This window comes from Leptospira kirschneri serovar Cynopteri str. 3522 CT, from assembly GCF_000243695.2.
Lineage (GTDB): Bacteria > Spirochaetota > Leptospiria > Leptospirales > Leptospiraceae > Leptospira > Leptospira kirschneri.
In genome coordinates, this window is the sequence record NZ_AHMN02000021.1 from 1 (window position 1) to 23,092 (window position 23,092).

A 23,092-nucleotide genomic window follows, 5' to 3' on the forward strand; every position below is an offset into this window, starting at 1 on the left:
AATCGAGGGAATATATGGGGATAAAAAGGATCCTTTCTGGTTCAAATGACCTCTTGCTAATTCCAAACTACAAATTCATTGGAGTGATCGATTCATTTTTATCATCTTCTTCATCGTGGATATAAAGAAGCCCGTAAGAACCCATAACCTTACCCACAAGTTGAATAGGATTTTAGAATCATAAGGCTCAAAAACGCACATTTTTCAAGTGTTCCGACAAGAATGAGTCTTTTTACTTGCAAAAAGCATGTTTTTCTGATAGAGAAAAGTCTTCCGAATTTCTCCACCTCCGCCCCCACCCAAAAATAAGGGTGGGAACTCAGTTTTACAGAGGATTTGTCGTAATTCCCACAGATTTAATATTGAAATCTAAATACTTGTGGGTAAGGTTATGGTAGAGAGCGTTTTGCTTTAGTTCAATTTTGATTCTAAAATCCTATTCAACTTGTGGGTAAGGTTATGATGTTACTACCCGGACGCATGAAAATAGTACCAAGTTATTAACGGCCGAATTTACGAAAAAAATAGTGGTACTTAAAAAATACCGCAAATTCGGGATTTACTGCATTTTAAAGCAGGACCAAAATATTCAAATTTTTGAAACAATCTAATCCAAGTATTCTATTCATCTGTCCGAGTAGTAATTAATAATCGATTTACAGTTTTTCCTAATCAAACTGGTAATTGCAAAAGTTAGAATATATCTATCTAAAGAATGAGTGGGTAAAAAATAAAATTCGGAAAATCACTTCCAAATCTAAAAAGGCTACGGTAAAAGAACATACGATAGACTTTTATTTTTATATGAGCATGGGTAAAAATATTTCTAGGTTAAATCTTCCGGAGTTATATTTTTGAGTTTTTTGAAATAGTTGAAAAATGTGTTTTCTATCGTTTCCCTTCTCGAATTTTTACCGGTTCCTAAGACAAACAAACGATCTTTGGCTCTTGATAAACCAACGTATAGAATTCTTCTTTCTTCTTCAATGATCTTTAAAGTAGAATCGAGTCTTACGTTCCAGCCGTCTGCAACGTCAACAAATACGGTATGGAATTCTAAACCTTTACTTGCATGAATCGTCATTAGATAACGTTTTGGAATACCTTCTCTAATATATTCAGAAATCCTAAAATTAGACCTACATAAAATTTTAAAATCGTCTTTCGAAGTAGGAATCGCTCGATTAAGAAATGGAATTAGATCTGCTGTTTCTTCGATGAAGATCTTTCCGACAAAACCTTTTTCATGACGAAAAGGAAAAACTTCTTTGTCGATCTTATGACGATTCTTTTGGATTGGAATCGAGGATGTGCTTATAATCTCCGGAAGAGACCGGTAATTCGTGTTTAAAAAATGAACCTTACAGGGTTGAAAAAGATTTTGAAAGTTTAAAAAAGCTTCGGGAGAAGTTCCTCGAAAACTATAAATTGCTTGGCTGTCATCTCCTACCACGACGATAGACGCGCTTTGGGACAACAACTTTAGGAATTCAAGTTGTTCTAAATCGGTATCTTGAAATTCATCTACTATGATTTTTTGAAGGAGGCTTCTGGGTTTAAAGGTCCATTCCTCTTTGTTTTTAAGGCCGTCTAAGAACATTTTTACTAAATCTTCAAAATCTAAAAAGCCATTGTTTTGTTTGAATTTTTGATAAGCGAATTCTAAATCTTTTTTGAGTTCTGAAAAATTTTCTTGGATAAAAGAAATATTTTCAGCCCAAAAAAAATCGTAAGGAATTCCACCGATTTTATTTTGTTCTTTTTTTAGAAATCCTCGGTAGAATTGATTTTTCTCTTCCGGAGAGAGGATTTTAGGTTTTTGTAATATAAATCTAGGATGCCATTGACTGAGAGCATATAAACAATATGCGTGAAATGTTTGAACTCTGATAGAATTTTTATCCGTGACTTTTTGGATTCTATTCGAAATTTCAATCGCGGCTTTGCGCGAAAAAGTTAGAACCAAAACGGATTCTTCTGGAAATAAGTCTTCAACTAAAATTCTTTCGATGATCCCAACCATCGTACTAGTTTTGCCAGAACCTGCGGCGGCGACTACTTGAACAAATCTTGTGTTTTCATCGATTACTTTTTGTTGTGCTGAACTGTATTGAACTTTGTTTTTCATTTTTTCCCTCTTATGGATTACGGTTCCGAGAGCCGAAAGCACGGTTCTATTTTTTTAATGTTTTTACGGATTGATTACAGAAACATATAAAAATGATACCGACATCAACGGTGGCTTTTGCGAAAAAGTAAAAGTTTTTATAGATTGAAATATTTATCTTTTTTAAGTAAGGTTTTAGATTTTAACTTTTTAAAAGAAACTTACTCATAAGTATATAATAAAGAACTAAAGCAACAGTTTACATTTCAATCCTATAAATTTAGAGTAAGAAAATTCTGGCGAATCCAACTTCGCCGAACCGCGCTCTTTAGTTCCAGTTAATAAATTGTATGAAAGAAACTTAATGCGATATTTTGTCTTAAGTTTCAATTTAAAACGCGATCTGTCGAACGACTCATGGGGAGTGAGACGCTGAGTTAGAGAGAGCGTTTTGCTGAGTTTCAAACGTTTTCGCATTGGACTACGCCGAACTCGCGTTAACCGACACGTTATCGTAACATTTACGACGTTCGATTTTATAAGGATCAGTAAAATATTATTTTATGTACTGTTGTAGTGAATTGGTTTTACACAGAAGTATATACCAAAGTATTCAATAGAGTTATTGAAAAATCAATTCACCATGTGTTGAAATGGACCATTGAAGCGGTTTTTCTGATCTTCCGCATGGAATTTTTCAACAACTCTAATGTTTTACGCAAAAATAGGACTTGTCTACTCGGACGTATAAAAATAGTACCAAAAAATTAACAGGTAATTTCTTTAAAAAAAGAAGTCCTCGTGAAATTGCGTCAAACTTAGAATTGTTAGCTTTTTTAAAAGGATCTCACATTCTAAGTTTTGAAACAAGTACAAACATAGTATTCTTTTCACAAGTCCGAGTAGTAATAACATGAGTTTGGTGTAAGAAGATGGGAAAGAATTTTCTCAAAGTATAAGTTCCTACAATTTTATAAAGTCATCTATTTGCAAAGTTCGGATTTCAATTTTTTTCAGAAAAAAAATGAATCACGGACTCTTTACGTGAACTCACGTTAGTTACTGTGAGTTGCAAAAATTACTATATGGGATGAATCATAAAGAGACGTAATCTGTGGGAACTACCACGTTTTATCGAGGTTTCCAAGAAATTGATTTTTAAGTTTTTGTGATAAGATTTTTTTGATCTTATAAAATTGAATATTTTACTACTCGTAGATATCCAAAACAATACACTATCATGAACTTGTTTGAAAAGTTAGAATGTGGGAACTACCACAAAAAAGTTCAAAATCTCAGTAGGTTTTTTTGGGAACTTTTGGTAAAAATTGCCAGTTAATTTTTGGTATTATTCTCATACATCCCCAATCGTAAATTTTGATCGTAAACTTTTATTTCAAAGCAAAAGTATTTAGTACTTTTTTATATAGTTTTGAGTAAAATGAATAACATCGTTAAAAGTTGCTTATTAGAACACTTACAAAAAATTTTTTCCAAAATGAAATTCAAAAGCTCGCATCAATTTAATTAGAATTTATTCATTTGTGAGAAATTTTGCTGGATATAGATCCGATTTCTTGAAGTTTAAATGCCTAAAAATTAAGCAATGTTGATTGAATGGGCATTTGTTCTTATTTTTTTCGAAAATGAACTTTGAATGATTATAATGAGCGCAAATTTTTCATTTTAAGAAACAGTTTTAAGAGAAATTGTTTATAAAATGAAGAATGTTGTGTGATAGCTGGACAAACGTATCTCGATTAGGCATACTTTTTTATGTTGTGCTTATCACAATCAATTTTGAAATCAAAATCGTAAGTAATAAGCTTACTTTAATCGCAATGTATGCTTTCATATCATTTAGAACTGAAAATGCTTAATGAAAATAGAATATGCAAATTTTATAAAGTATTTGAAAGAATTTTTCAAAAAAGGACATATAAATTTTTTTTTTGATTTATTTCTTACTGTGGTGAAGTCAGATTAGTACTGAAGATTCGCTCTTCTAAAAATGTTCGTTTGAGGTTTCAATCATGAAAATAAATAAACTGATTCTTATCGTTTCCCTTTTTGGTTTTTTATCTGCAGGTTCCGTATTTGCTGTATCTGAAGAAGTTGAAGATCAACTTTTGGAAAAGGCGCTTGTTGAAAGTGCGGTTACTAAAGAACAAAAGACTGCGATTGGAAATTATTTAAAAGCGATTGCTCAACAAAAGGTAACTAGGGCAGAAGAACTTCGTGAACTTGCAAGAAGATCTACAGGTGGAAAATTTCTTGCAAGCAGCGTTCAATCTCAAAAATATTTGAAACAGGCTCAAGCTCTGGAAAAAGAAGCTCAAAGATATCAATCCGTTTTAGGAAGCCTTTAATATTTTCGTTCACTTCAACTTTTCTTTTTCATAGACTAAAAATAAAAAAGGCGCTGCGGCGCCTTTTTTATTGTAAGGGACCTTGTAATGAGTTCTATAAATTGAGTACTGAGATTTTTTTTTGTAAAACCATGTTTTAATGTAAAATACTGAATATTTTATTTATATAGTTCTGAGTAAGATGTTTTATGTTTTGATTTTTCAATTGAAAGTTATTTTGATTTAAAAAAATAAAAAATTCCTATGGTTCTCAATAGTTTGGTGCATATTACTGATCTTACGTTAATTGAGTTAAGATTATTTGTTTGCTCAAAATCATATAAAAAATATATAATAGAGTTGTTGAAAAATAAATTCTTCATCTGTTTTTGTTGTATTGAAATGGATAATTGAAACAGTTTGTGAATCTCTAATATAGAATTTTCAACAACTCTAATATTCTTCATTTAAATAGGTTTTACTGAGTTCTAAGAAAGCCGTCTTAAAAATATTTTAGAATTTGGAATTTTAAATAAAGATAATGTAAATTCTGTATAAGAAATCCTTTTTTTTAGGTCAATTTTTTCGTAAAAAAATAAATGGAAAACTTTCGCAAGTCGTGGATTTACTAGTTAACGTGAGTTTGGCATAACGCAAAAAGGATCGATGCGAGAGGGACTTAGCAGAATGCTCTTTATGAATCGCGTTCTATAATAAATTGAAACTAAAAACGATACATTGTATAACGTTTCCTGCATGCAATTTATTGACCAGAACTAAAGAGCCTGGTGGCTGCCTATGGCAAAGCCGGATTCGCTCTGATTTCCTTACGTAGAATTCACGTTATTTTAACGTGAGTTCGATAAAATTTAATGCGAAAGCGATTTTACTAATCTCCACTTTCAACAATTCTATTATTGAAATGTTAAACTATTCGGTTGGATACTTGATTATATAATTCTGAGTATGCATTTTATTATGCAGCCCTGAGTAAAACCTTAAATGAAATCGTCTTGAAATTCTGAATTTATGTGGTAGTTCCCACAGATTACGTCTCTTTATTGTTTACTGATTTCTATATAATAATCCCATAAACGGACAAATTCCGGTTAGAGGTAGAATTTTACGTATTTTTAGGATAACTCCGAGTCGTACTGAAATTTTCGTGGTAGTTCCCACAATTTAAATTTTCAGTACAAATTCTCAGATAAGACTCAAAGAATAGATATTGCATTTTTTTGAATTTAGAAAATACAACAATATCATTTCCAACTCTATCAAACCAAAAATGAGAACTCAATTCAAGAAACTACATCCTGATTGACAATCAGAAATAGAAAAAAATTCTTTCGAAGTGCGAAAGATATTTCTCATTTTAATACTCAGCTTACCAGTTCTGTATTACATCACAACCATCCTAAGTTGGGAAAAGAAAAAGAAAATCCCGATCACAGGAGATGAACCACATTATCTAATGATTTCGGAAAGTATTCTAAAAGATTGGGATTTTGATCTTAGAAACAATTACGAAGAAGACAGAGTTGTAAAAAAAATCATCGGCCCCGTAGACGTAGAAAATCATACGATAGAAAAAAATGGAAAATACTATAGTATCCATTCGATTGGAATTTCCTACATTGTATCAATTGGATATTCAATTTATGGAATTGTGGGTGCTCGAATAAGTCTTGCTCTTTTAGCAGGAATTCTACCTTTTTTATTCTATCAATTGGGAAAAACGTTTCAATTCTCTGGAACGGAAGCGACGGCAATCGCAGTTTTATATTCAATGAGTCTTCCTTTTCCTTTGGCTGCAGGACAAATCTTTCCAGATTTACCGACCGGAATATTATTCATCTTAGTTTTTACGATTCTACTTAAAATTGATTCTAGAACTTGTAGAGACATTCTCACGCCAAACACATACTCACCACCTCCAGAAGTTTTAAAAAAAAATCTCACTTCTAAGTTTAAAAAAATATTCGAAAATCAAAATATTCTTATTTTTGTATGTGGGCTTGCGATCGGAAGTCTAATTTGGTTCCATGTAAAAAATCTACCCATTATAACGCTTATACTTTTTTGGATCCTAATTGATAAAAAGTTAAATCTGAAATCCAAAGGAATATTGCTCGGTACTTCTCTATTTTTTATTTTGAGTCTTTTGATTTGCAATTTTATATGGTTTCAATCGATTTTCGGCCCTTATGGAAAAACAAATTCTCCCCCTACGTTCGAACTAAATTTTTCTCATTGGATCACAGTATTTTTAGGCCTTTTTATGGATCGAAACCAAGGACTTTTTTTTCAAAATCCTATGATATGGCTTCAGGGAATCATTGGATTTTTATTACTCATTCGAGATACAAATTCAAGAAAGATCGGAGTACTTCTATTATTGGTTTTAGTTTTACAACTTGGACTCAACGCAGGACATCCTTGTTCTTATGGGTGTCTTGCACTTCCAGGAAGATTTCAATGGAGTGCCGCAGTCTTATTTTTTTTGCCCGTTCTTTGTGGATGGAAAATGTTATCTAAACAAATTACTTGGAAAATTTTTATTCTTTATGTCATTTATCAAATTTGGATCGGAAAATATTGGTTTGATCACACTGCTTCTCTCTATCACTTAATGGAGCCAGATTCTAATAAAAGATTCGGGTTTTTTCCGAAAGGAATTCTTACTTATTTACCTTCATGGACTGATCCCAATTTATCTTGGAAGGATTTATTAAATTGGACTTGGATTGGAATTTTTTTAATGCCGATATTAATATTGAGTTACCTTTGGCTTTGGAACAATCGTAAGAGTCCCAAGGTCTGAATCCTTAGTTGACAAGGAAACTCAATAAGAACCAGTATTTTAAAAGTAAAGGATTTAAAAAATCGCCATGAAACTGAGTTTATATACAAATTTTCTAAAAACCGTGACTTATAGTGTGTTCCAAAATTTGATCATCGTTTATTTTTCGATTTTTTCTTCAAACCTATTCGCCCAAGAAGAAAATCAAACCGTAAAAGAAAAGATGACCTGTCAAAAAATTGAACTCATCATAAACGGGCAAAAATATGACGACGGACATAAATGTGTATCCTCGGAAGCAATTTGTTATTTGGTTGAAGGTCTTTCTTTGAGTTGTTTCGCAAAACCAAATACTGAACAAATTTCCGATAAACCAAAAACGAATTAAATAGATTTCTATAATATTCAAAAACAATTATTCTCCAATCCAGTCTTTGCATAGAATCTCTGTTTTATGGTCTCACAAAAATTAAAAATCTACTTTATGTAAATTTTCTAAAATATTTTTTTTTCATTTAAACGAATGGATAATGTCATTTTGTTACTTATAACATATAATAGAGTTGTTGAAAAATTTCATAGTGAAGATTCGTAAAATTGCTTCAATTGTCCATTTCAATTCAATACAAACAGATCAAGAATTAATTTTTCAACAACTCTAATAAACGTGAGTTCGGTCATGATTCATTTTTCTGAAAAAAGTTGGAATCTAAACTTTACAAATTGGTTCTTAAAATGTGGAAACTATCACAGGTCACGATTTCACGAACCAATCCTAAAATCGTAGGAGCTCATGCTTTTAGAAAATTCTTACATTTCCGGTTTACAAGAATGTGCGCCATTTTTACATTTGAGGTGTGAATCCAAGTACAGTTCGACTGAATTTTAAATTGAATCTGATTCGTCATCTTCGAGATGGTAAACGAATGACTCTCGAAGAACTCGCCAGTGTGACCGGAATCAACAATCAAAAAGATTTAAAAGAACAATTGGGAGAACTTTTTTTTCTTGGAGCAACTCCTCACGTTGCCGATTTGATCGAAGTCGATTACGATTCCGAAACGGATACGTTCGGTTTGATTTTACCTTTTCGTTTTGATTCTAGTTTGCGTTTGAGCATTCGAGAATGGCTGACACTTAGAAAAATTTTAGAAAAAGTTGTAGAAGTTAGCTCCGATCCAAAAACAAATTCGACTGCTCGTAAAATACTTCAGAAAATCATTTCTATTGTCCCTATCGCCGGCCAGGAAGCGCTTTCTGTTTACAAAACTGATATTCAAAGCGCGATTCAAAGCGAAAAATCTCTGATCTTGGAATATCAATCCAGAATGGGCGAAAAACCTACTCGTAGAAAAGTAGATCCTTGGTTTTTATTTCATTCATTAGAAGATTATTTATTAGGGTATTGTCATGAACGAAAGGCACCTCGAAACTTTCGTTTGGACAATATTCTTTCCTTGAAAATTGGTTCGGACCCAATCTTGCAGCCGGCCGGTCAAAAAAAATCGGATTATATCCGAGAGTTTGAAGAGTTTCGTAAAAGTTGGGAAAATTCTTCTGGAATCGCAGAAATCTGGCATACTCGAGAAGTGTTCTATAATCTCAATCGTAAGCTTGATTTGGAAAGGACTGAAGAAACCCAAAAGTTGGACGATGTAGTTTATCATTTATCCAAGGCCAAAATTCGAGAAGAAAATTGGTTTTTGGAAACGATTCTTCCATTTGGAAAAAATGTGATTTTGAAAAGTCCTGCTCATTTGGCAAAGAGAGTTTTGAGAGAATTAGAATCGATTCTTCGTTAGATACGATCGTGCCAATACTTAATTATGGAATATTATAAAAACATAAAATTTAAATAAATTGAAAGTGTTTTATATTTTTATTTTGGATTATTATTACTAGTTTCAAAACTTGTCGTTTTTCGATAAATTTTACAAAATGAAGATCAGGTATTTAATAATAATCTTATCTTTGAGTTTTACTCAGTGTTATATAGTAGATTACTGCAAATTATCACAAGAACCAGTTTGAGTACAAAATATTGAATTCAAAACTGTAAATTAGCGTTTTGTAAACAATTTGAAATTTGTCGGTATTTTTGAGAACCGGTAGTTGTTCCCAAGCTTTTTATAATATTTTGAATATATTATCGATTGAAAATGAATAAACATTTAATTATTAGAGTTGTTGAAGAATTAATTTTCCATCGGATTGAAATGAACAATTGAGGTAGTTTTGCTAATCTCCATTTTCAATAATTCTAATATTTTTGAGATGGTTTATGGTTTCTTTTCGTTATTCGTAGCGATAGAACCAGTTTTGCATTGAAGTAGTTTTTTACTACTCGGAAGTATGAAAATAGTACTATAAAATAAATGGACGATTTTACAAAGACGCAGAAATTCTCAAAAAATTATATCTAACTTAAAATCGTTGGCTTTTTGGTGTTAGATCTCATATTTTAAGTTTTAAACAGGCGCAGATATATCCCAAAGCAGTAAGATAAAAGTTTAAAATACTTAGTTTTGTAGAGATTATTAAAACGAATCGATAAAAAACCGTTTTGTTTATTTGTAGATATGAATTTTTTATTAGATGACAATCACAAAAGAAAATTTAATGAAGAAATTGATATTAAGAAAGTTGTCTTCGGATTTTATAAAGATTCACTAATGGAAAAATTGATGATACTTACAAAAGAATTTTTCATAAAACAAATGTGTATCATTTTGCAGGTTTTAATTTTTTTCATAAACTGTTCTGGAGTAAACATTGATTTCTCCCGCTAAAATTAATCTTGGATTAGAAATTCCGTTTAAACGTCTCGACGGGTTTCACGAAATTCGAAGTGTATTTCTAAAAATTTCTTGGGGTGACGATATAGAAATAGAACCTGCGTCTAACGGAGTTTTTGAACTTTTTTCTAATAACGAAATTATATTAGAAAAGCGTAAATTATATGACCATGTTTCCGAAATAGGTGATATTAAAAAAAACATTCTTTATAAAACCTTTATAAAGGCGAGATCTCTTTTTCCGGAACTACCGGGGGTAAAAATTCATATTACAAAACGAATTTCTCCTGCCGGTGGTCTCGGAGGAGGAAGTACGAACGCGGCTTCTTTATTAAACTTTCTTTTTTCTTGGCGTCCTTTTTTTACTTCCGATGAAATGTTCGTTCTTGCCGCCGAAATTGGTTCCGATGTTCCTTTTTTTCTAGGGGAAGGACATGCCTTCGTTACCGGAAAGGGAGAAATTTTAGAAGAAATAGAAGTTCATCATGGACAAGGAATTCTTGCGTTAACTCCGCAAGTGATGAATACATCGGAAATGTACTCCTTATTGAAAAAACCTTTACAAGAGAGCGCTTCTCAGAAAAATGGAAACACTCTGTCGGAAAATCTGGTTTCTATCCTAAAAAATGGAGATTGGAGCTCTCTTCAGGGTAGGCTCTGGAATGATTTTGAGCCGGTTGCCTTCCAACTTCACCCGGAATTGGGAGTTCTTAAGGACAAATTTCTGGAGTTTGGATCCAGTTATTGTTCTTTGACCGGTTCGGGTTCGAGTATGTACGGGCTGGTGCAGGGTCTCGAGATCCAAGAAGAACTGTTACAAAGGCTTAGGCAGGAATTCTCAAATCTCACATTCGTACGATTTAACTTTTAGAAACTGGGCTGTCGCCAAGTGGTAAGGCAGCGGTTTTTGGTATCGCCATTTCCTAGGTTCGAATCCTAGCAGCCCAGCCAATGAAATTACTAACATAGATTAAAGATGAAACCTACTCAGGATAAGGTCGCTGTGGTATTAGCCGCAGGGAAGGGCACCCGTATGAAAACGGATCAGCCTAAGGTTGCGGTAGAACTCAATGGCAAACCGCTGCTTCTACATGTACTCGATCATCTAAAAGGTTCCGGTGTAGAACGAATCGTAGTTGTAGTAGGTTACAAAAAAGAATTGGTTCAGTCTCTTTGCTCTAAAATTCCAGGTGTTACCTTTGCCGAACAAAAAGAACAACTTGGAACCGCTCATGCTCTTCTTTGCGCCGAAACAGAACTGAAAGATTTTCAAGGTTCCGTGATCGTTGCCTGTGGAGACGTTCCGATGATTACTTCCGAAACGTTTTCTAATATCGTAAAACAACACAAAGAGAATGAATTTTCTGCAACGGTCCTTTCCGCAGTCGTAGAAAAACCCACAGGATATGGAAGAATTATCCGCAATTCATCCGGCGAAGTAACGGCTATCGTAGAAGAAAAAGATTCTTCTGCCGAAGAAAAATTGATCAACGAAATTAACACCGGAACCTATGTCTTCGATGGAGAAGGTCTTTTTGATTCTTTGAGAAAAATCGGAAATCAAAACGCTCAGGGAGAATATTACCTTCCCGATCTAGTGAAATTATATAGAAACTCCGGAAAAAAGTTAGGTGCTATGAAACTCAAAAATCACCTTGAAAGTCATGGCGTAAATTCTCCCGAAGATCTACAGATGCTTTCCGCTTTGATTAAAGGGGAGGCCGTCCATCCATGAACGGAGACATTGCCGTATTTGCAGGAAGTTCTAATAAACAAATCGCCGAAGAAATTTGTACTCATTTAGGAATTCAATCCGGTAAAATTAATCTAAAGAAATTTTCTGATGGAGAAATTTCAGTTAAGATCGAAGATAACGTTCGCGGAAAAGAAGTTTTTATCGTTCAATCCACTTCGGCCCCAGCTAACGATCATTTGATGGAATTGATCTTAATTATGGACGCTCTCAGAAGGGCTTCCGTGTCCAGCATCAGCGTAGTGATTCCCTATTACGGTTATGGTCGTCAAGATCGTAAAGTAGAACCCCGTGTTCCCATTTCCGCGAGAGTTGTTGCGGATTTGATAGAGGTAGTAGGACTGGATCGAATTTTGACTATGGACTTACACGCGGATCAGATCCAAGGATTTTTTCGTGTTCCGGTGGACAATCTTCATTTTGCTCCTGTGTTAGCCGAATACGTTAATACTAAGAAAATTGATGATCTAGTAATCGTTTCTCCAGATTCGGGTGGCGCAGAAAGAGCCAGAGCTTTCGGTAAAAAAGTAAACGGTTCTCTTGCGATCATTGATAAACGTAGGCCCAAAGCAAACGTTTCGGAAGTGATGAATGTGATCGGAGAAATAGAAGGAAAAAATTGTATTCTTCTAGATGATATGATAGATACTGCAGGTACAATTTGTAAAGCTGCGGACGCACTTTTAAAACACGGAGCTAAATCTGTTTACTGCGCGGCGACTCACGGAGTTCTTTCCGGAGAAGCGGTGGATCGGATCAACTCTGCTCAATTCTCTGAGGTCGTTCTTGCAAATACGATCGCAATTCCTGAGTCTAAGAAAATTAACAAATTGAAGTCATTATCCGTAGCTCCTTTGTTTGCAAATGCGATTCAAAGGATTCATACAAATCAATCCGTAAGCACTTTATTCGATTAAGGTTAGGTAATATAAGAATGAGCCAGAACACGATTCACAAAATTGCAGTCAAAAAAAGAACAACAACAGGTAAAAATGAAAACAACCGTCTTCGTTTTTCTGGAATGATACCTGTAAATATTATCGGAGGTGGAGTTGCTACTTCCGGCGCGGTAAACGAAAAAGAACTCGAAAAGATGGTTCACTCCGGTATCAGACAATCAACTTTGATTGAACTCGATGTTGAAGGTCAAGGAACACAAAAAGTTTTCGTGAAAGAAATTCAAAGATTTCCCGAAATCGATAGAATCCGTCACGTTGATTTTTATAAAGTCGTGCCAGGCCAAAAGATCGTTACTAAAATTGGTATCGAAACCACCGGGGTTGCAAAAGGTTCCAAAACCGGAGGTCAATTTGAACATATCATTCACGAAATTAGAGTTAAAACGATTCCAGAGGATCTTTTGGAAAATCTTACGATAGACGTCACTGACCTCGATGTAGGCGACTCGATTAAAATCAGCCAATTGAAAGTTCCTGCAAGTTGGGAAATTTTAATTAATGGTGATCCGATCGTTACCTCCGTGAATAAAACGAAAGCTCTTCTTGCCGCTGAAAGAGCGGAAGCTAAAGGCGCCGTTGCAGACGACGCTAAAGCTAAGAAAGGTAAGAAGTAATACGAAATTTCCATCAGATTGAATCTGATAAACAGAATAGGTATTCATGAAGCTGATCGTCGGACTCGGAAATCCAGGGGATAGGTACAACAATAACCGTTCAAATATTGGTTTCAAAATTTTAGATGTTATCGCTAATAACATCAATGTTGAAATCAAGACTAAAAAGAAAAAGTCTTTGATCGGTAGAGGTGATTTTGAGGGAGAAGAAGTTGTACTTTTAAAACCTCAGACTTTTAGCGATCTTTCGGGAGAATCCGTTTTATATATCGCTTCGTTTCTTAAAATCCAAGTGGGAGAAATTTTAGTCATTCAAGAAGACTGGACACTTCCTCTTGGTAGAATCGTAGTCGATAAAGGAACTCAAGAGACGGATCATCCGGGAGTAAAGTCCATTGTTCAATCTCTTCGTTCTCCAAATTTCATTCGAATTCGAATTGGTATTCAGAACGAAGGATTTAATCTGAAAAATAGGGAATCTTTTTTGAAGGAAGATTTTGAACCGATGGAAAACCTGAGTTTGATTCAAATCATCAATGATGCGGAAGCTGCGATTCGTTCTATTTCTCTCGGAGATATAGACGACGTAATCGAAAAATATCATCTTTGATTTTGAAAAAATCTGACTGATTTTTGTTCTCTTCCGAATGCCTTTTGGTGGTTTCTGCCAATTCTTCCTTGCCTTTTTGAAGAAACATGAAATTCTATCGGAAGGAACCTCTTGCCTGTTTTATGTATCTCACAGGCGTCTAAGTTAAAGGGAGAACTCCATGAATAAAAATTTAAAAAACGTATTTTTCGTTTTAATTATTATGATGGTCGTTTTGATCATCGCCTACAACTACGAAAATAACGCAGGCGCTACCAAGGATATCTCCTATTCAGACTTTTTGAATATGCTAGAACCGGTAGAAGGTAAAAAACCTCTCGGTAAACTATATAAGGGAAACGTTGACAAGTACAACAAAATCCAAATTGAAAAGGACGTAATCGAAGGATATTATATTCCTTCCGAATATGCCGATTCGAAAACCGCTAAACCGGTTAAGTTTAGAACTACGATTGCTCCTTTAGATAAAGACCTGATTTCTTCTTTAAGAAGAGCTAATGTATCTTTTGACGCTCGTTCTGCGGAAGAAGGAAAATTCTGGAGCGTGATTGGAAGTAATATTTTACTCATCGTAATCTTGATAGGTCTTTTTTGGTTTATTATGATGAGGCAGATCCAGTCTACCGGAAACAAAGCGTTTTCCTTTGGTAAATCCAAAGCGAAGATGACTATGGATCCGAAAGTAAAAGTTACCTTTGAAGATGTGGCGGGTTGCGAAGAAGCAAAAGAAGAATTAGTCGAAATCATTGAATTTCTTAAAGATCCTAAAAAATTTCATGCGATCGGTGCGAGAATTCCCACCGGTGTTTTGTTAGTTGGTCCTCCTGGAACCGGTAAAACCTTACTTGCAAGAGCCGTTGCAGGGGAAGCGGGGGTTCCGTTCTTTTCTATCTCGGGATCGGACTTCGTAGAAATGTTTGTTGGGGTCGGTGCTTCGAGAGTTAGGGATCTATTCGATCAAGGTAAAAAGAATTCTCCTTGTATCATATTTATAGACGAGATAGACGCTGTGGGTCGTTTGAGAGGTGCCGGACTTGGAGGTGGCCACGACGAAAGAGAACAAACTCTGAACCAGATGCTGGTTGAGATGGATGGCTTTGAAAAGAACGAAGGTGTGATCGTGATGGCTGCGACCAACCGTGCAGACGTTTTAGATCCAGCTCTTCTTCGTCCGGGTCGTTTTGATCGTCAGGTTATGGTGGATCTTCCGGATATTAAAGGAAGAGAAGAAATTCTCAAAGTTCATTCTCGTAAAGTTCCAATGACCAGCGATATTTCTCTTCATTCGATTGCTAGGGGAACTCCCGGTTTCACAGGAGCGGATCTTGCAAATCTAATCAATGAAGGTGCGTTACTCGCGGCACGTAAAAATAAAAAAAGAGTCACTCAGGAAGAATTGGAAGAGGCTCGTGATAAAGTAATGATGGGTCCTGAGAGAAAATCGTTCTTTATTTCCGAGAAAGAAAAAGAAGTTATTGCTTACCACGAAGCGGGACATGCAATCCTGGGAACTCTTCTTCCTTATACCGAACCAGTTCATAAAGTTACGATCATTCCGAGAGGACGTGCCCTCGGTCTGACTCAATCTTTACCAAAAGAAGATAAACATATCCTTCCTAAAACGTATTGGCTGGATCAGATTGTAGTAGCGATGGGCGGATTTATCGCCGAAGAATTTAAGTTTGGAGTTACTTCTACCGGATCCAGCAACGACATTCAACAAGCTTCGAATATCGCGCGTAAGATGGTCTGCGAATGGGGAATGTCGGAGAAACTCGGAACTGTAAATTATAGTGGCGATCAAGCCAACGTTTTTATCGGAAGAGATATGGGTCATAGCAGTAAATATTATTCTGAAGAATTCGCTGCGATGATCGATAAAGAAGTCCGTGAAATCATTCAGACTTGTTTGAATAAAGGACGGGATTTAGTTCGTAAAAATGCTGCTAAGTTTGAAGGTTTGGCGAAAGCTCTTCTTTCCAAAGAAACCATCTCTCACGATGAATTGATGACGATCGTTCATCCTGCAAATGAAGAAGGGGCCAAAAAAAAACCGGAAAAAACAGTAAAATCTAAAAAGCAGAACGGAATTAAAACGAATCCAGCTTATAATGCCGGAATGGAATGAATTACTGGTTATTCAAGACGGAGCCGGATGTCTTTTCGATCGACGATCTTTATAGTTCTCCTTCTAAAACTGCACCTTGGGAAGGTGTAAGAAATTATCAGGCTCGGAACTATTTACGCGATCTTGTTCAAAAAGGAGATTTGGTTCTATTTTATCATAGTAGGGCAAATCCGCTTTCGATCGTTGGAATTGCAGAAGTCGTAAAACCTGGTTATCCGGATCATTTTGCTTTTGATCCTTCTCATAAATATTTTGATTCTAAAAGCAAAGTTGAAAGTCCTACCTGGTATATGGTGGATATTAAATTCAAAAAAAAATTTCCAACGCCAGTAACAACGGAAGAAATGAAAAAACATAAACCATTAAAGAATATGGTTCTTTTAAAAAAAGGGTCTAGACTTTCTATTCAACCGGTTTCTGCCGCCGAGTTTCAATTCATTTTGGGGCTTGCGGATGTAAAACTTTGATAATACTTTATTTTTTTCTAATGTTTTGTTTTCATTTAATGTACGTTAGTTGTAAGGATTATTTTGTAGAGAATTTGTCTCGAAATTTAAAAATATAGAAGGACTTACTACTTTTTCTGAATATTGTCGCTCGAACTAATTGAACACGAGTTTGATGTAAGGTTTTTATAATAACTTGATTTTTCTGTAAAAAATAAATGTGGGAACTCCACGGATTGTAAATGGGTTCCCTTACACCAAACGTTCATTATGTGGATAATCGAGGTTCTATTTGAACAATGATTGGCTAAGATATGTGGAGGATTTTATTTTTAATCGCCCACTTGTTTCAAAATTCATGGTATTTGATTCTATAGGAGTCAAATACAGTTTTGAAAAACCATCATTAGAATTGTTGAAAAATGAATTCTCCATCTATTTCCGTTGTATTGAGATAGATAATTGGAACAGTTTTGCAAATCTCCACTATGGAATTTTTCAACAACTCTATTGAAACGACCATTAGAAATTTATTTTATAGAGATTCTTTTCAGTTAAAAACTTATTTTTTAAGTCCTTTTAAATAAGAGATCAATTCTGGTGAAACTTGAATTGGTCTTTTGCGATATGTTTTCTTATATTCTTTCTTAAATTCTTTATGACAAGACTTGCAAGATTGTTCATAGTCTTTTGTTTTTAAAGCTTCTTGAGAAATTTCAGTCCACTTCGCTTTTTGTTCTTCTAATGCAAAACTGGGTATTGCTGTTAAGATTTTTTCTATATATTCCGGTTTTCCTTTTTTGGCTGCTTTGATTGCCGGCTTAGTATAATCTTCCATAAAGTCATGTACAGTCGTTTCTATTTTTCTTTCTGGTTGTGCTGAAAGGCTGAGGTTAATCAGAACAGATAACGTAATGGAAGAAATCGTGGAAATGTAGATTGTTTTTTTCATTCGGTTCCTCATGTAGAGTATTTTGAAACTCATATAAAGTTTTAGTTTGAAAGGATTTCAATTCAGATTTAAGTCATAGTCTCTATTCTAAAAATTCATTTTCATGTTTGTTTAGATTTTCATTGTAAAGAATTCTGTCAATCTTAGAAGGAGAAAAACAATTTCGATTTTGCTCAGAACTGTATAATGGAGAGTTTCAATTTTTACGATTAAAAAGTAGGCCTGTCTCATAATTCAAGACGCTTACTACTCGGAAGTATGAAAATGATATTAAAAATGAATGGTGGGTTTTACGGAAATGTAGAGTTCTTACAAAACTTCTGAATTACAGTTTTTTAACGACTTCTTATTGACGTAGATAACATTAATTTTTTATAATATTTTTTTTAAATTAAAATTTTAATTTGTTTTGTTAAAGACATAGAATTTTTTTGCGCCTGCTCCAAAACTTCAAAAGAAATCATGATATTCATTTTTAAGCGATTACTGAATTTACTACTCGGATGCGTAAATAGGATATTTGTGTTGGATTGTTTCAAAAATTTGAATGTTTTGGTCCTGCTCTAAAATGCCGTAAATCCCAAATTTGCGCTATTTTTTTCACAAATTCGGCCGTTAATAACTTGGTACTATTTTCATGCGTCCGAGTAGTAATAAAATTAAATACCATGAATTTTTATCGTAAGTTTCGTTCGAGTGAGAAATATTGCTATTTTGTTATTTGGCTTTGAATTTAAACTATTACACGCTACGGGATAAGTTACCAAATGGCGGAAAAAATCGAAATTTCCTTAGACGAAGTGAAAAGGCTGTTTGAGTTTTTGGAAAAAGTTCATGATTGGATGCATCAACCGTTGCACTATCAAAATCCAAAGCTTGTTGAAAAATTCGTTAATGAAAATTACAACGAAATAAAAGGATTATACTATCACGTCGTTTGGAATTGGCTGCCGAAAGAAATTCAGAAAGAAATCGAAGAAAGTTAGTTTTTTGACCTATCTTGCGTTTTGTCTAAAGGGTAATCTAGAAAACATCCCATTGGATTTGGAAAATTTTGCATTCGTTTAACTTGTTCGGATCTATTCTTTTATTTTTTGGGAATTCGAATATATATATGTTTGCGACGCGGAAGGGTCAAGAAACGGATATTATAAAAATAAAATATTATGTCAATGGAATTCAATTTCTTGACCATTATATTTCTACCGGTAGGAGAGGTATTGAGTTGCAGGAGGGCGGGGGCCTGCTTTTCAGAGATTTTAGTTTTTACAACTGAGTTTGTAGCAGGATTCGCCGTACATTTTATCTTTGCGGAAAAATAGGCTACGATGTGAAAGTTAACACGAATTGCGTTTTATTTTGACTGTTTTTAATCCAAAATCCGATTCCATTCCCGATCGTAATAACGCACAAGTGCTTGGTTATCCAGTCGATTGATTTCAACTGGAATGCGTGACATGTCTTGTGGGAATATTTGAATAGATTCTAATTCTTGAATATTCAAATATTTGAGATTTTCCGGAAATTCTTTTTTGAACTGTATCGGTTTTTGCCCCGCTAGCACAAACCCCCATTCTCCGAAGGAAGGGACGTATACATGCAAAGGCAAAGTGCGAAATCCGAGAGACGCGATCGTTCTTTCTATACACCAATAAGAAGATCGTGCAAAAAGTGGAGAAGTGGATTGTATTTCCAATACGGAAGTTTCGTTCATTCTTCTTTTTAAGGTATGAAAAAACGTAGTAGTATATAATTTCCCTAAAGAAAAATTGCTCGGGTCCGGAAAATCTATCAATACTACATCAAATGTCTGGTCTGATTCCTCCAGCCATACGAATGCGTCCGTATTGATCACAGTTACTTTAGGATTTTTTAAACTTTCTTCATTCAGTTCTTTTAATATTCTGTGTTCCGTGAATAAATTCGTAACTGCTGAATCCAAATCTACTAATATTACGGATTCCACGTTTTTATGTTTTAGTATTTCACGAACTGCTAATCCGTCTCCTCCCCCGAGAACCAATACCTTTTTGGGAGCAGGATGTGCAAGTAACGCCGGATGAACCAACGTTTCGTGATAACGATATTCGTCCCTCGATGAGAATTGCAAATGTCCGTTTAAAAAAAGTCGGATTTCGTTCTTCCATCTTGTTACTATAATTCTTTGATATTGAGTTTGTTTAGATAGTATGATTTCATCCGTATATAAGGATTCTTCGCTATAATACGTGATCAAATCTGAATAAGAAAACCCTAAAATTAATAAAGTCAACACTACAACCGATTGCGCTCTTAGTAGAATCGTCTTGCTGTGTCTTAAGGGTAGAGCCCAAGTTCCCCAGAGGGCTACTGCTACATTCAAAATTCCGAATATAAATCCGGTTCGTATCAATCCCAATTTTGGGGCAAAGAAGATCGGAAATAGGATCGATGCGAGTAATGCTCCTACGTAATCTAAACTTAAAACCCTCGATACGAGTTCTTTGAACTGTAATTCTTTTTTTAATATTCTTAATAGTACCGGAATTTCAAGTCCTACTAAGATTCCTATTAAGACCACAAGTAAGAATAACGGTATCTGAAAATATCGAATTTGTCCGAAACTCAAATAAAGTATCGTAGAACTAAATCCTCCTACAAGTCCTATTGCGAGTTCTATTTCAAGAAACTTGGGGATTAGATCTTTTTCTAAATATTTCGATAACCAGGATCCTACTCCCATCGAAAATAAATACGTTCCAATGATAAGCGAAAATTGTGTAACGGTTTCTCCTAACAAATAAGAGGCGATTGTCCCAGCTAACAGCTCGTAGACGAGACCGCAAGAAGATATGATTAAGACCGATATGTAAAGCGCCGTTTGCAAATCGTTTCTACTTGCCTCCGGAATATCTCATGAAATTTGTATAATGAGAGCGGTAGACCCCGGGATTTTCCCGCACTGTTTTGGACACATTCTCTACTTCGTCCACTTCGTTGGAACCACCTCCGTAAAAATTATTATACGTCAGATAACCGGAAATCCAAAGTACATAGGCGGGATATAAAAGTCGTTTTACTAAATTCATAAAATGTTCCTTTTGGTTTTGTAGAAAAAATGTGTTTGAGTATATTCAAAATATCTTAAGAAGGGCGAACTGTTTGATCTAGGTTGATTTTTCTGATTAAATACAATTAGATTCTGGGACGCGCTGTAAGTTTTTGAGCAGAGTCTTTGATTACTAAATTTACACATTTTAAAGTTTTCAAACAAGATCTTTTGGCTGCATACTTTTTTACTCGTCATTATCATCGTTTTCAAAATTACTCGGCGCAAAGTCGCTGTTTTCGTTTCGTGAAGCCTCGAAAGAAAAACTTCTAAATAAAGAATAAGGTACCGGCAACCAAAGAGCGAGTAAAAATAAAAAGTAATATCCAGATCGATCCACATCTCTTTTGATACTGAGTGAAATGTTTGCTCCTTTTCCTGGCGGATAATCGGATTCGGATTCTAATCTGAGATAATATTCCCCCGCTGGAACTTCTCCGATGATGATGTCCGCGGACTTACTTCCTTCGGACCAACTTTCACCGTCTTCGTATCCTTCGTAATAACTGATTTCAAGACCGGTATCGTATGCTATGTCTGTTTGTGTATTGATTAACGCCAATGAATAGTAAATATAATGATTAGAAAGATCTGAGGAAGTCATCTGTATCTCAACGTTCTTTCTGTCGTCACCTTCCAATCGAAAGGTTTCTGTTACGAATGAGGTGTCTGTTGTTCCACCTGGAGCTGGATTACGAACGTATACCAGATCTTTTTTAAAAACTTCCTTATCCTGAGAGTTCCAACAAAAACCAATTTGAATGATCAGCATGATTGTAGAAAGCCAAGCCGCGATCTTTATGTTTCGTTTTCGGATGATTGTAAATGGATTTGGTTGTGCGGTTCCGATTCCTTCTGGAACTGGAAGTTCCACATCTACTTGGATCGATTTTTTAAGCTCTTCTGTAGAAATGTATTCTCCAATTGACCAGAAGAGTTCATTTTGAGTCCTTTCCGAAGAAAGCATTTTAGGTGGCGCGATGAAATCTGCAAGTTCTGCCTTATCTCCAGCATGGATTTTATAATAGAATTCACCAAAAGCGAAATCAATTCCTGCAGTAGAAGAGTTGAATAATCTATATTCTTCTTTTTGAAACTTCTTTTTAGGTGGATAAGATCCCTCTACGGTTCTTGGAATCGATGGTACGGGTTCAAAAACTGTCCAATGTCCGTTGGTTTCGTTTAACCAATAATAACCGCCTGTAAAATGTAACAAATATTCTGTCCAAGGAAAAATCTGTCCATCTATGTGAACTGATTTTTTAACAACTCCGAGTACCTCACATTCTTTTTCTTTCAGTTTGAGTTTGGTTCCAGGTGGAAGAAAAATTCGGTCTTTAATCACTTCTTGAAATTTAGAAAGAACTTTTAACTCTTCTCGGCTTGTGTCCATTATAGTTCCACAATATTCGCATGCAATGGATTTAGAAAAGTCCGGATTTCTTTGATTTAAAGAAGCACCACACCCCATACACTGAATTGCCTTGGCTTCTTGTAGTTTTTGAAATCCTGTAAAAGTTTTAGGATCTCTAAGATTTGTAAATTGAATCTGATCGAAGTCGTAAAGCATTCCCTTAAAATACAAGGGAGGAGTATGAGAATAATCTAATGTAGCAAACCAGCCTTCGTCTGTGGCAAGGTCTATAAGAACGGAAGTGGAACCGGTTTCAAAACCGATGGGTAATTCTCCTTCTCCAGCGATACAAGTCGCTAGACCGATTTCTTTTACCATCCAAGGTTCGTCTTCGATTCGGAGAGTATCTCCCGCTGTCACAAGTTGTTTTGCCGTTTTTGAAGAAATAAAATAAACGTCTGGGGGAGAATCTAAATTTTGAATCGGATCGTGTTCCGGAAATGATTCCTTTGCAGAAGTAGGGCGAAGTTGTGTGATCATATATTGACCCTGCGCTTCCGCGAGCCAGATAGAATTTCCTTCGGAAGTAAGAGCGTGCCATTCGTTCCAAGTTCCTAAACTGTACTTCTGTTGAATTCTGCCTACAACTCTAAAGGAAACTCCGTCTTTGGTTTTGCCAGAAGTTCCAATCTGAATCGGAGAAAGATCGGGGACCAATTCTCCTGCTTTTCCAAGGTTTTCTAGAGATTGATTTTTTTGAAGGGTTAAAGTTTTGCAGCTCGGACAAACTCCATAAATGGAAACCTTACTTTGAAACGGAACGGGCGCTCCACAATTCGGACAACTCAGTTCTAACACAAGGATCGGTTGTATGGAAAGGAGAAATCCTTGTCATCTGAATTTCTAAAAAATGTGCCGGAAAAATTTCGGAAAAGCCCTTCCGAATTTTCAAAGAACTTTGATTCAAGAATCTCTGAACTCGTTTGTCTGCAATGAAAATCCGTATAAATTTTCGGAATCAATGTTACTTCAACTTCAAAAATTACAGAAAACGTTTAAAAACCTTCACAGAAAACTTTTCGAAACTTCTGAAATAACATACGTTTGGTGTAAGAAATTTGGGCGAATCCGGCCA

The 23,092-nt window shown here is 35.0% G+C and carries 17 protein-coding genes, 1 tRNA gene and 2 pseudogenes; 13 read left to right on the top strand and 7 right to left on the bottom strand.

What is annotated here, in order from left to right; genetic code table 11:
* The 3 genes and pseudogenes from LEP1GSC049_RS2000000229200 to LEP1GSC049_RS208640 form a co-directional block, all read right to left on the bottom strand.
* Window positions 1–145, bottom strand: a pseudogene (locus LEP1GSC049_RS2000000229200) (Imm7 family immunity protein); the annotation flags it as partial.
* A gap of 180 nt (window positions 146–325) precedes the next feature.
* A pseudogene (locus LEP1GSC049_RS2000000229395) lies at window positions 326–397 on the bottom strand (Imm7 family immunity protein); the annotation flags it as partial.
* Between the two features lie 429 nt (window positions 398–826).
* Window positions 827–2,128 (bottom strand): UvrD-helicase domain-containing protein, encoded by a 1,302-nt coding sequence (locus LEP1GSC049_RS208640; RefSeq protein WP_025177879.1) that lies wholly within the window; start codon window positions 2,126–2,128, stop codon window positions 827–829.
* Between the two features lie 2,012 nt (window positions 2,129–4,140).
* Between LEP1GSC049_RS208640 and LEP1GSC049_RS208635 the strand changes: the two genes are divergently transcribed.
* The 12 genes from LEP1GSC049_RS208635 (at window position 4,141) to LEP1GSC049_RS208580 (ending at window position 16,584) form a co-directional block, all read left to right on the top strand.
* Window positions 4,141–4,476 (top strand): LIC10421/LIC12816 family protein, encoded by a 336-nt coding sequence (locus LEP1GSC049_RS208635; RefSeq protein WP_004751197.1) that lies wholly within the window; start codon window positions 4,141–4,143, stop codon window positions 4,474–4,476.
* Between the two features lie 1,333 nt (window positions 4,477–5,809).
* Complete coding sequence (locus LEP1GSC049_RS208630; protein ID WP_025186096.1) at window positions 5,810–7,279, top strand: hypothetical protein; 1,470 nt, start codon at window positions 5,810–5,812, stop codon at window positions 7,277–7,279.
* A gap of 67 nt (window positions 7,280–7,346) precedes the next feature.
* On the top strand, window positions 7,347–7,646 hold the full coding sequence (locus tag LEP1GSC049_RS208625) for a hypothetical protein (RefSeq protein ID WP_016561194.1): 300 nt from the start codon (window positions 7,347–7,349) through the stop codon (window positions 7,644–7,646).
* 469 nt (window positions 7,647–8,115) lie between these two features.
* A complete protein-coding gene (locus tag LEP1GSC049_RS208620) occupies window positions 8,116–9,060 on the top strand; it encodes a helix-turn-helix transcriptional regulator (RefSeq protein ID WP_465781518.1) in 945 nt (314 codons plus the stop codon).
* A 970-nt stretch (window positions 9,061–10,030) separates the two neighbouring features.
* Window positions 10,031–10,924, top strand: coding sequence for a 4-(cytidine 5'-diphospho)-2-C-methyl-D-erythritol kinase (locus LEP1GSC049_RS208615; protein ID WP_004751194.1), 894 nt, complete (start codon window positions 10,031–10,033; stop codon window positions 10,922–10,924).
* Between the two features lie 4 nt (window positions 10,925–10,928).
* Window positions 10,929–11,004, top strand: a tRNA-Gln gene (locus LEP1GSC049_RS208610).
* A gap of 25 nt (window positions 11,005–11,029) precedes the next feature.
* Window positions 11,030–11,788 carry a sugar phosphate nucleotidyltransferase gene (locus tag LEP1GSC049_RS208605; RefSeq protein ID WP_004758210.1) on the top strand — a complete coding sequence of 253 codons (759 nt, stop codon included), beginning with the start codon at window positions 11,030–11,032 and terminating at the stop codon, window positions 11,786–11,788.
* Complete coding sequence (locus LEP1GSC049_RS208600) at window positions 11,785–12,723, top strand: ribose-phosphate diphosphokinase (protein ID WP_004751269.1); 939 nt, start codon at window positions 11,785–11,787, stop codon at window positions 12,721–12,723. The genes LEP1GSC049_RS208605 and LEP1GSC049_RS208600 overlap by 4 nt, the downstream gene beginning before the upstream one ends.
* A gap of 17 nt (window positions 12,724–12,740) precedes the next feature.
* Window positions 12,741–13,379, top strand: a complete 639-nt coding sequence (locus LEP1GSC049_RS208595) for a 50S ribosomal protein L25/general stress protein Ctc (RefSeq protein WP_004758216.1) — start codon at window positions 12,741–12,743, stop codon at window positions 13,377–13,379.
* A 46-nt stretch (window positions 13,380–13,425) separates the two neighbouring features.
* Window positions 13,426–13,989, top strand: coding sequence for an aminoacyl-tRNA hydrolase (gene pth / locus LEP1GSC049_RS208590; RefSeq protein WP_004751260.1), 564 nt, complete (start codon window positions 13,426–13,428; stop codon window positions 13,987–13,989).
* A 160-nt stretch (window positions 13,990–14,149) separates the two neighbouring features.
* The gene (gene ftsH, locus LEP1GSC049_RS208585; protein WP_004758246.1) at window positions 14,150–16,117 is read left to right on the top strand and encodes an ATP-dependent zinc metalloprotease FtsH; all 1,968 of its coding nucleotides are present in this window, start codon (window positions 14,150–14,152) and stop codon (window positions 16,115–16,117) included.
* A complete protein-coding gene (locus LEP1GSC049_RS208580) occupies window positions 16,114–16,584 on the top strand; it encodes an EVE domain-containing protein (RefSeq protein WP_004751216.1) in 471 nt (156 codons plus the stop codon). The genes ftsH and LEP1GSC049_RS208580 overlap by 4 nt, the downstream gene beginning before the upstream one ends.
* 541 nt (window positions 16,585–17,125) lie before the next feature.
* Here LEP1GSC049_RS208580 and LEP1GSC049_RS208575 read toward each other — a convergent pair.
* Window positions 17,126–17,515, bottom strand: coding sequence for a hypothetical protein (locus LEP1GSC049_RS208575; RefSeq protein ID WP_004751199.1), 390 nt, complete (start codon window positions 17,513–17,515; stop codon window positions 17,126–17,128).
* Between the two features lie 767 nt (window positions 17,516–18,282).
* On the opposite strand from LEP1GSC049_RS208575, the gene LEP1GSC049_RS208570 reads away from it, so the two are divergent.
* Window positions 18,283–18,501: a hypothetical protein gene (locus LEP1GSC049_RS208570; RefSeq protein ID WP_004762572.1), complete on the top strand. Its 219-nt coding sequence runs from the start codon at window positions 18,283–18,285 to the stop codon at window positions 18,499–18,501.
* 383 nt (window positions 18,502–18,884) lie between these two features.
* Here the strand turns inward: LEP1GSC049_RS208570 and LEP1GSC049_RS208565 are convergent, their stop codons facing one another.
* From LEP1GSC049_RS208565 to LEP1GSC049_RS208555, 3 genes are all read right to left on the bottom strand, one after another.
* Window positions 18,885–20,381, bottom strand: a complete 1,497-nt coding sequence (locus LEP1GSC049_RS208565) for a polyamine aminopropyltransferase (RefSeq protein WP_004751236.1) — start codon at window positions 20,379–20,381, stop codon at window positions 18,885–18,887.
* 7 nt (window positions 20,382–20,388) lie between these two features.
* Window positions 20,389–20,583 carry a hypothetical protein gene (locus LEP1GSC049_RS208560; protein WP_016561197.1) on the bottom strand — a complete coding sequence of 65 codons (195 nt, stop codon included), beginning with the start codon at window positions 20,581–20,583 and terminating at the stop codon, window positions 20,389–20,391.
* Between the two features lie 207 nt (window positions 20,584–20,790).
* Window positions 20,791–22,815: a DUF4178 domain-containing protein gene (locus LEP1GSC049_RS208555; protein WP_016561196.1), complete on the bottom strand. Its 2,025-nt coding sequence runs from the start codon at window positions 22,813–22,815 to the stop codon at window positions 20,791–20,793.
* Window positions 22,816–23,092 lie beyond the last annotated feature (277 nt).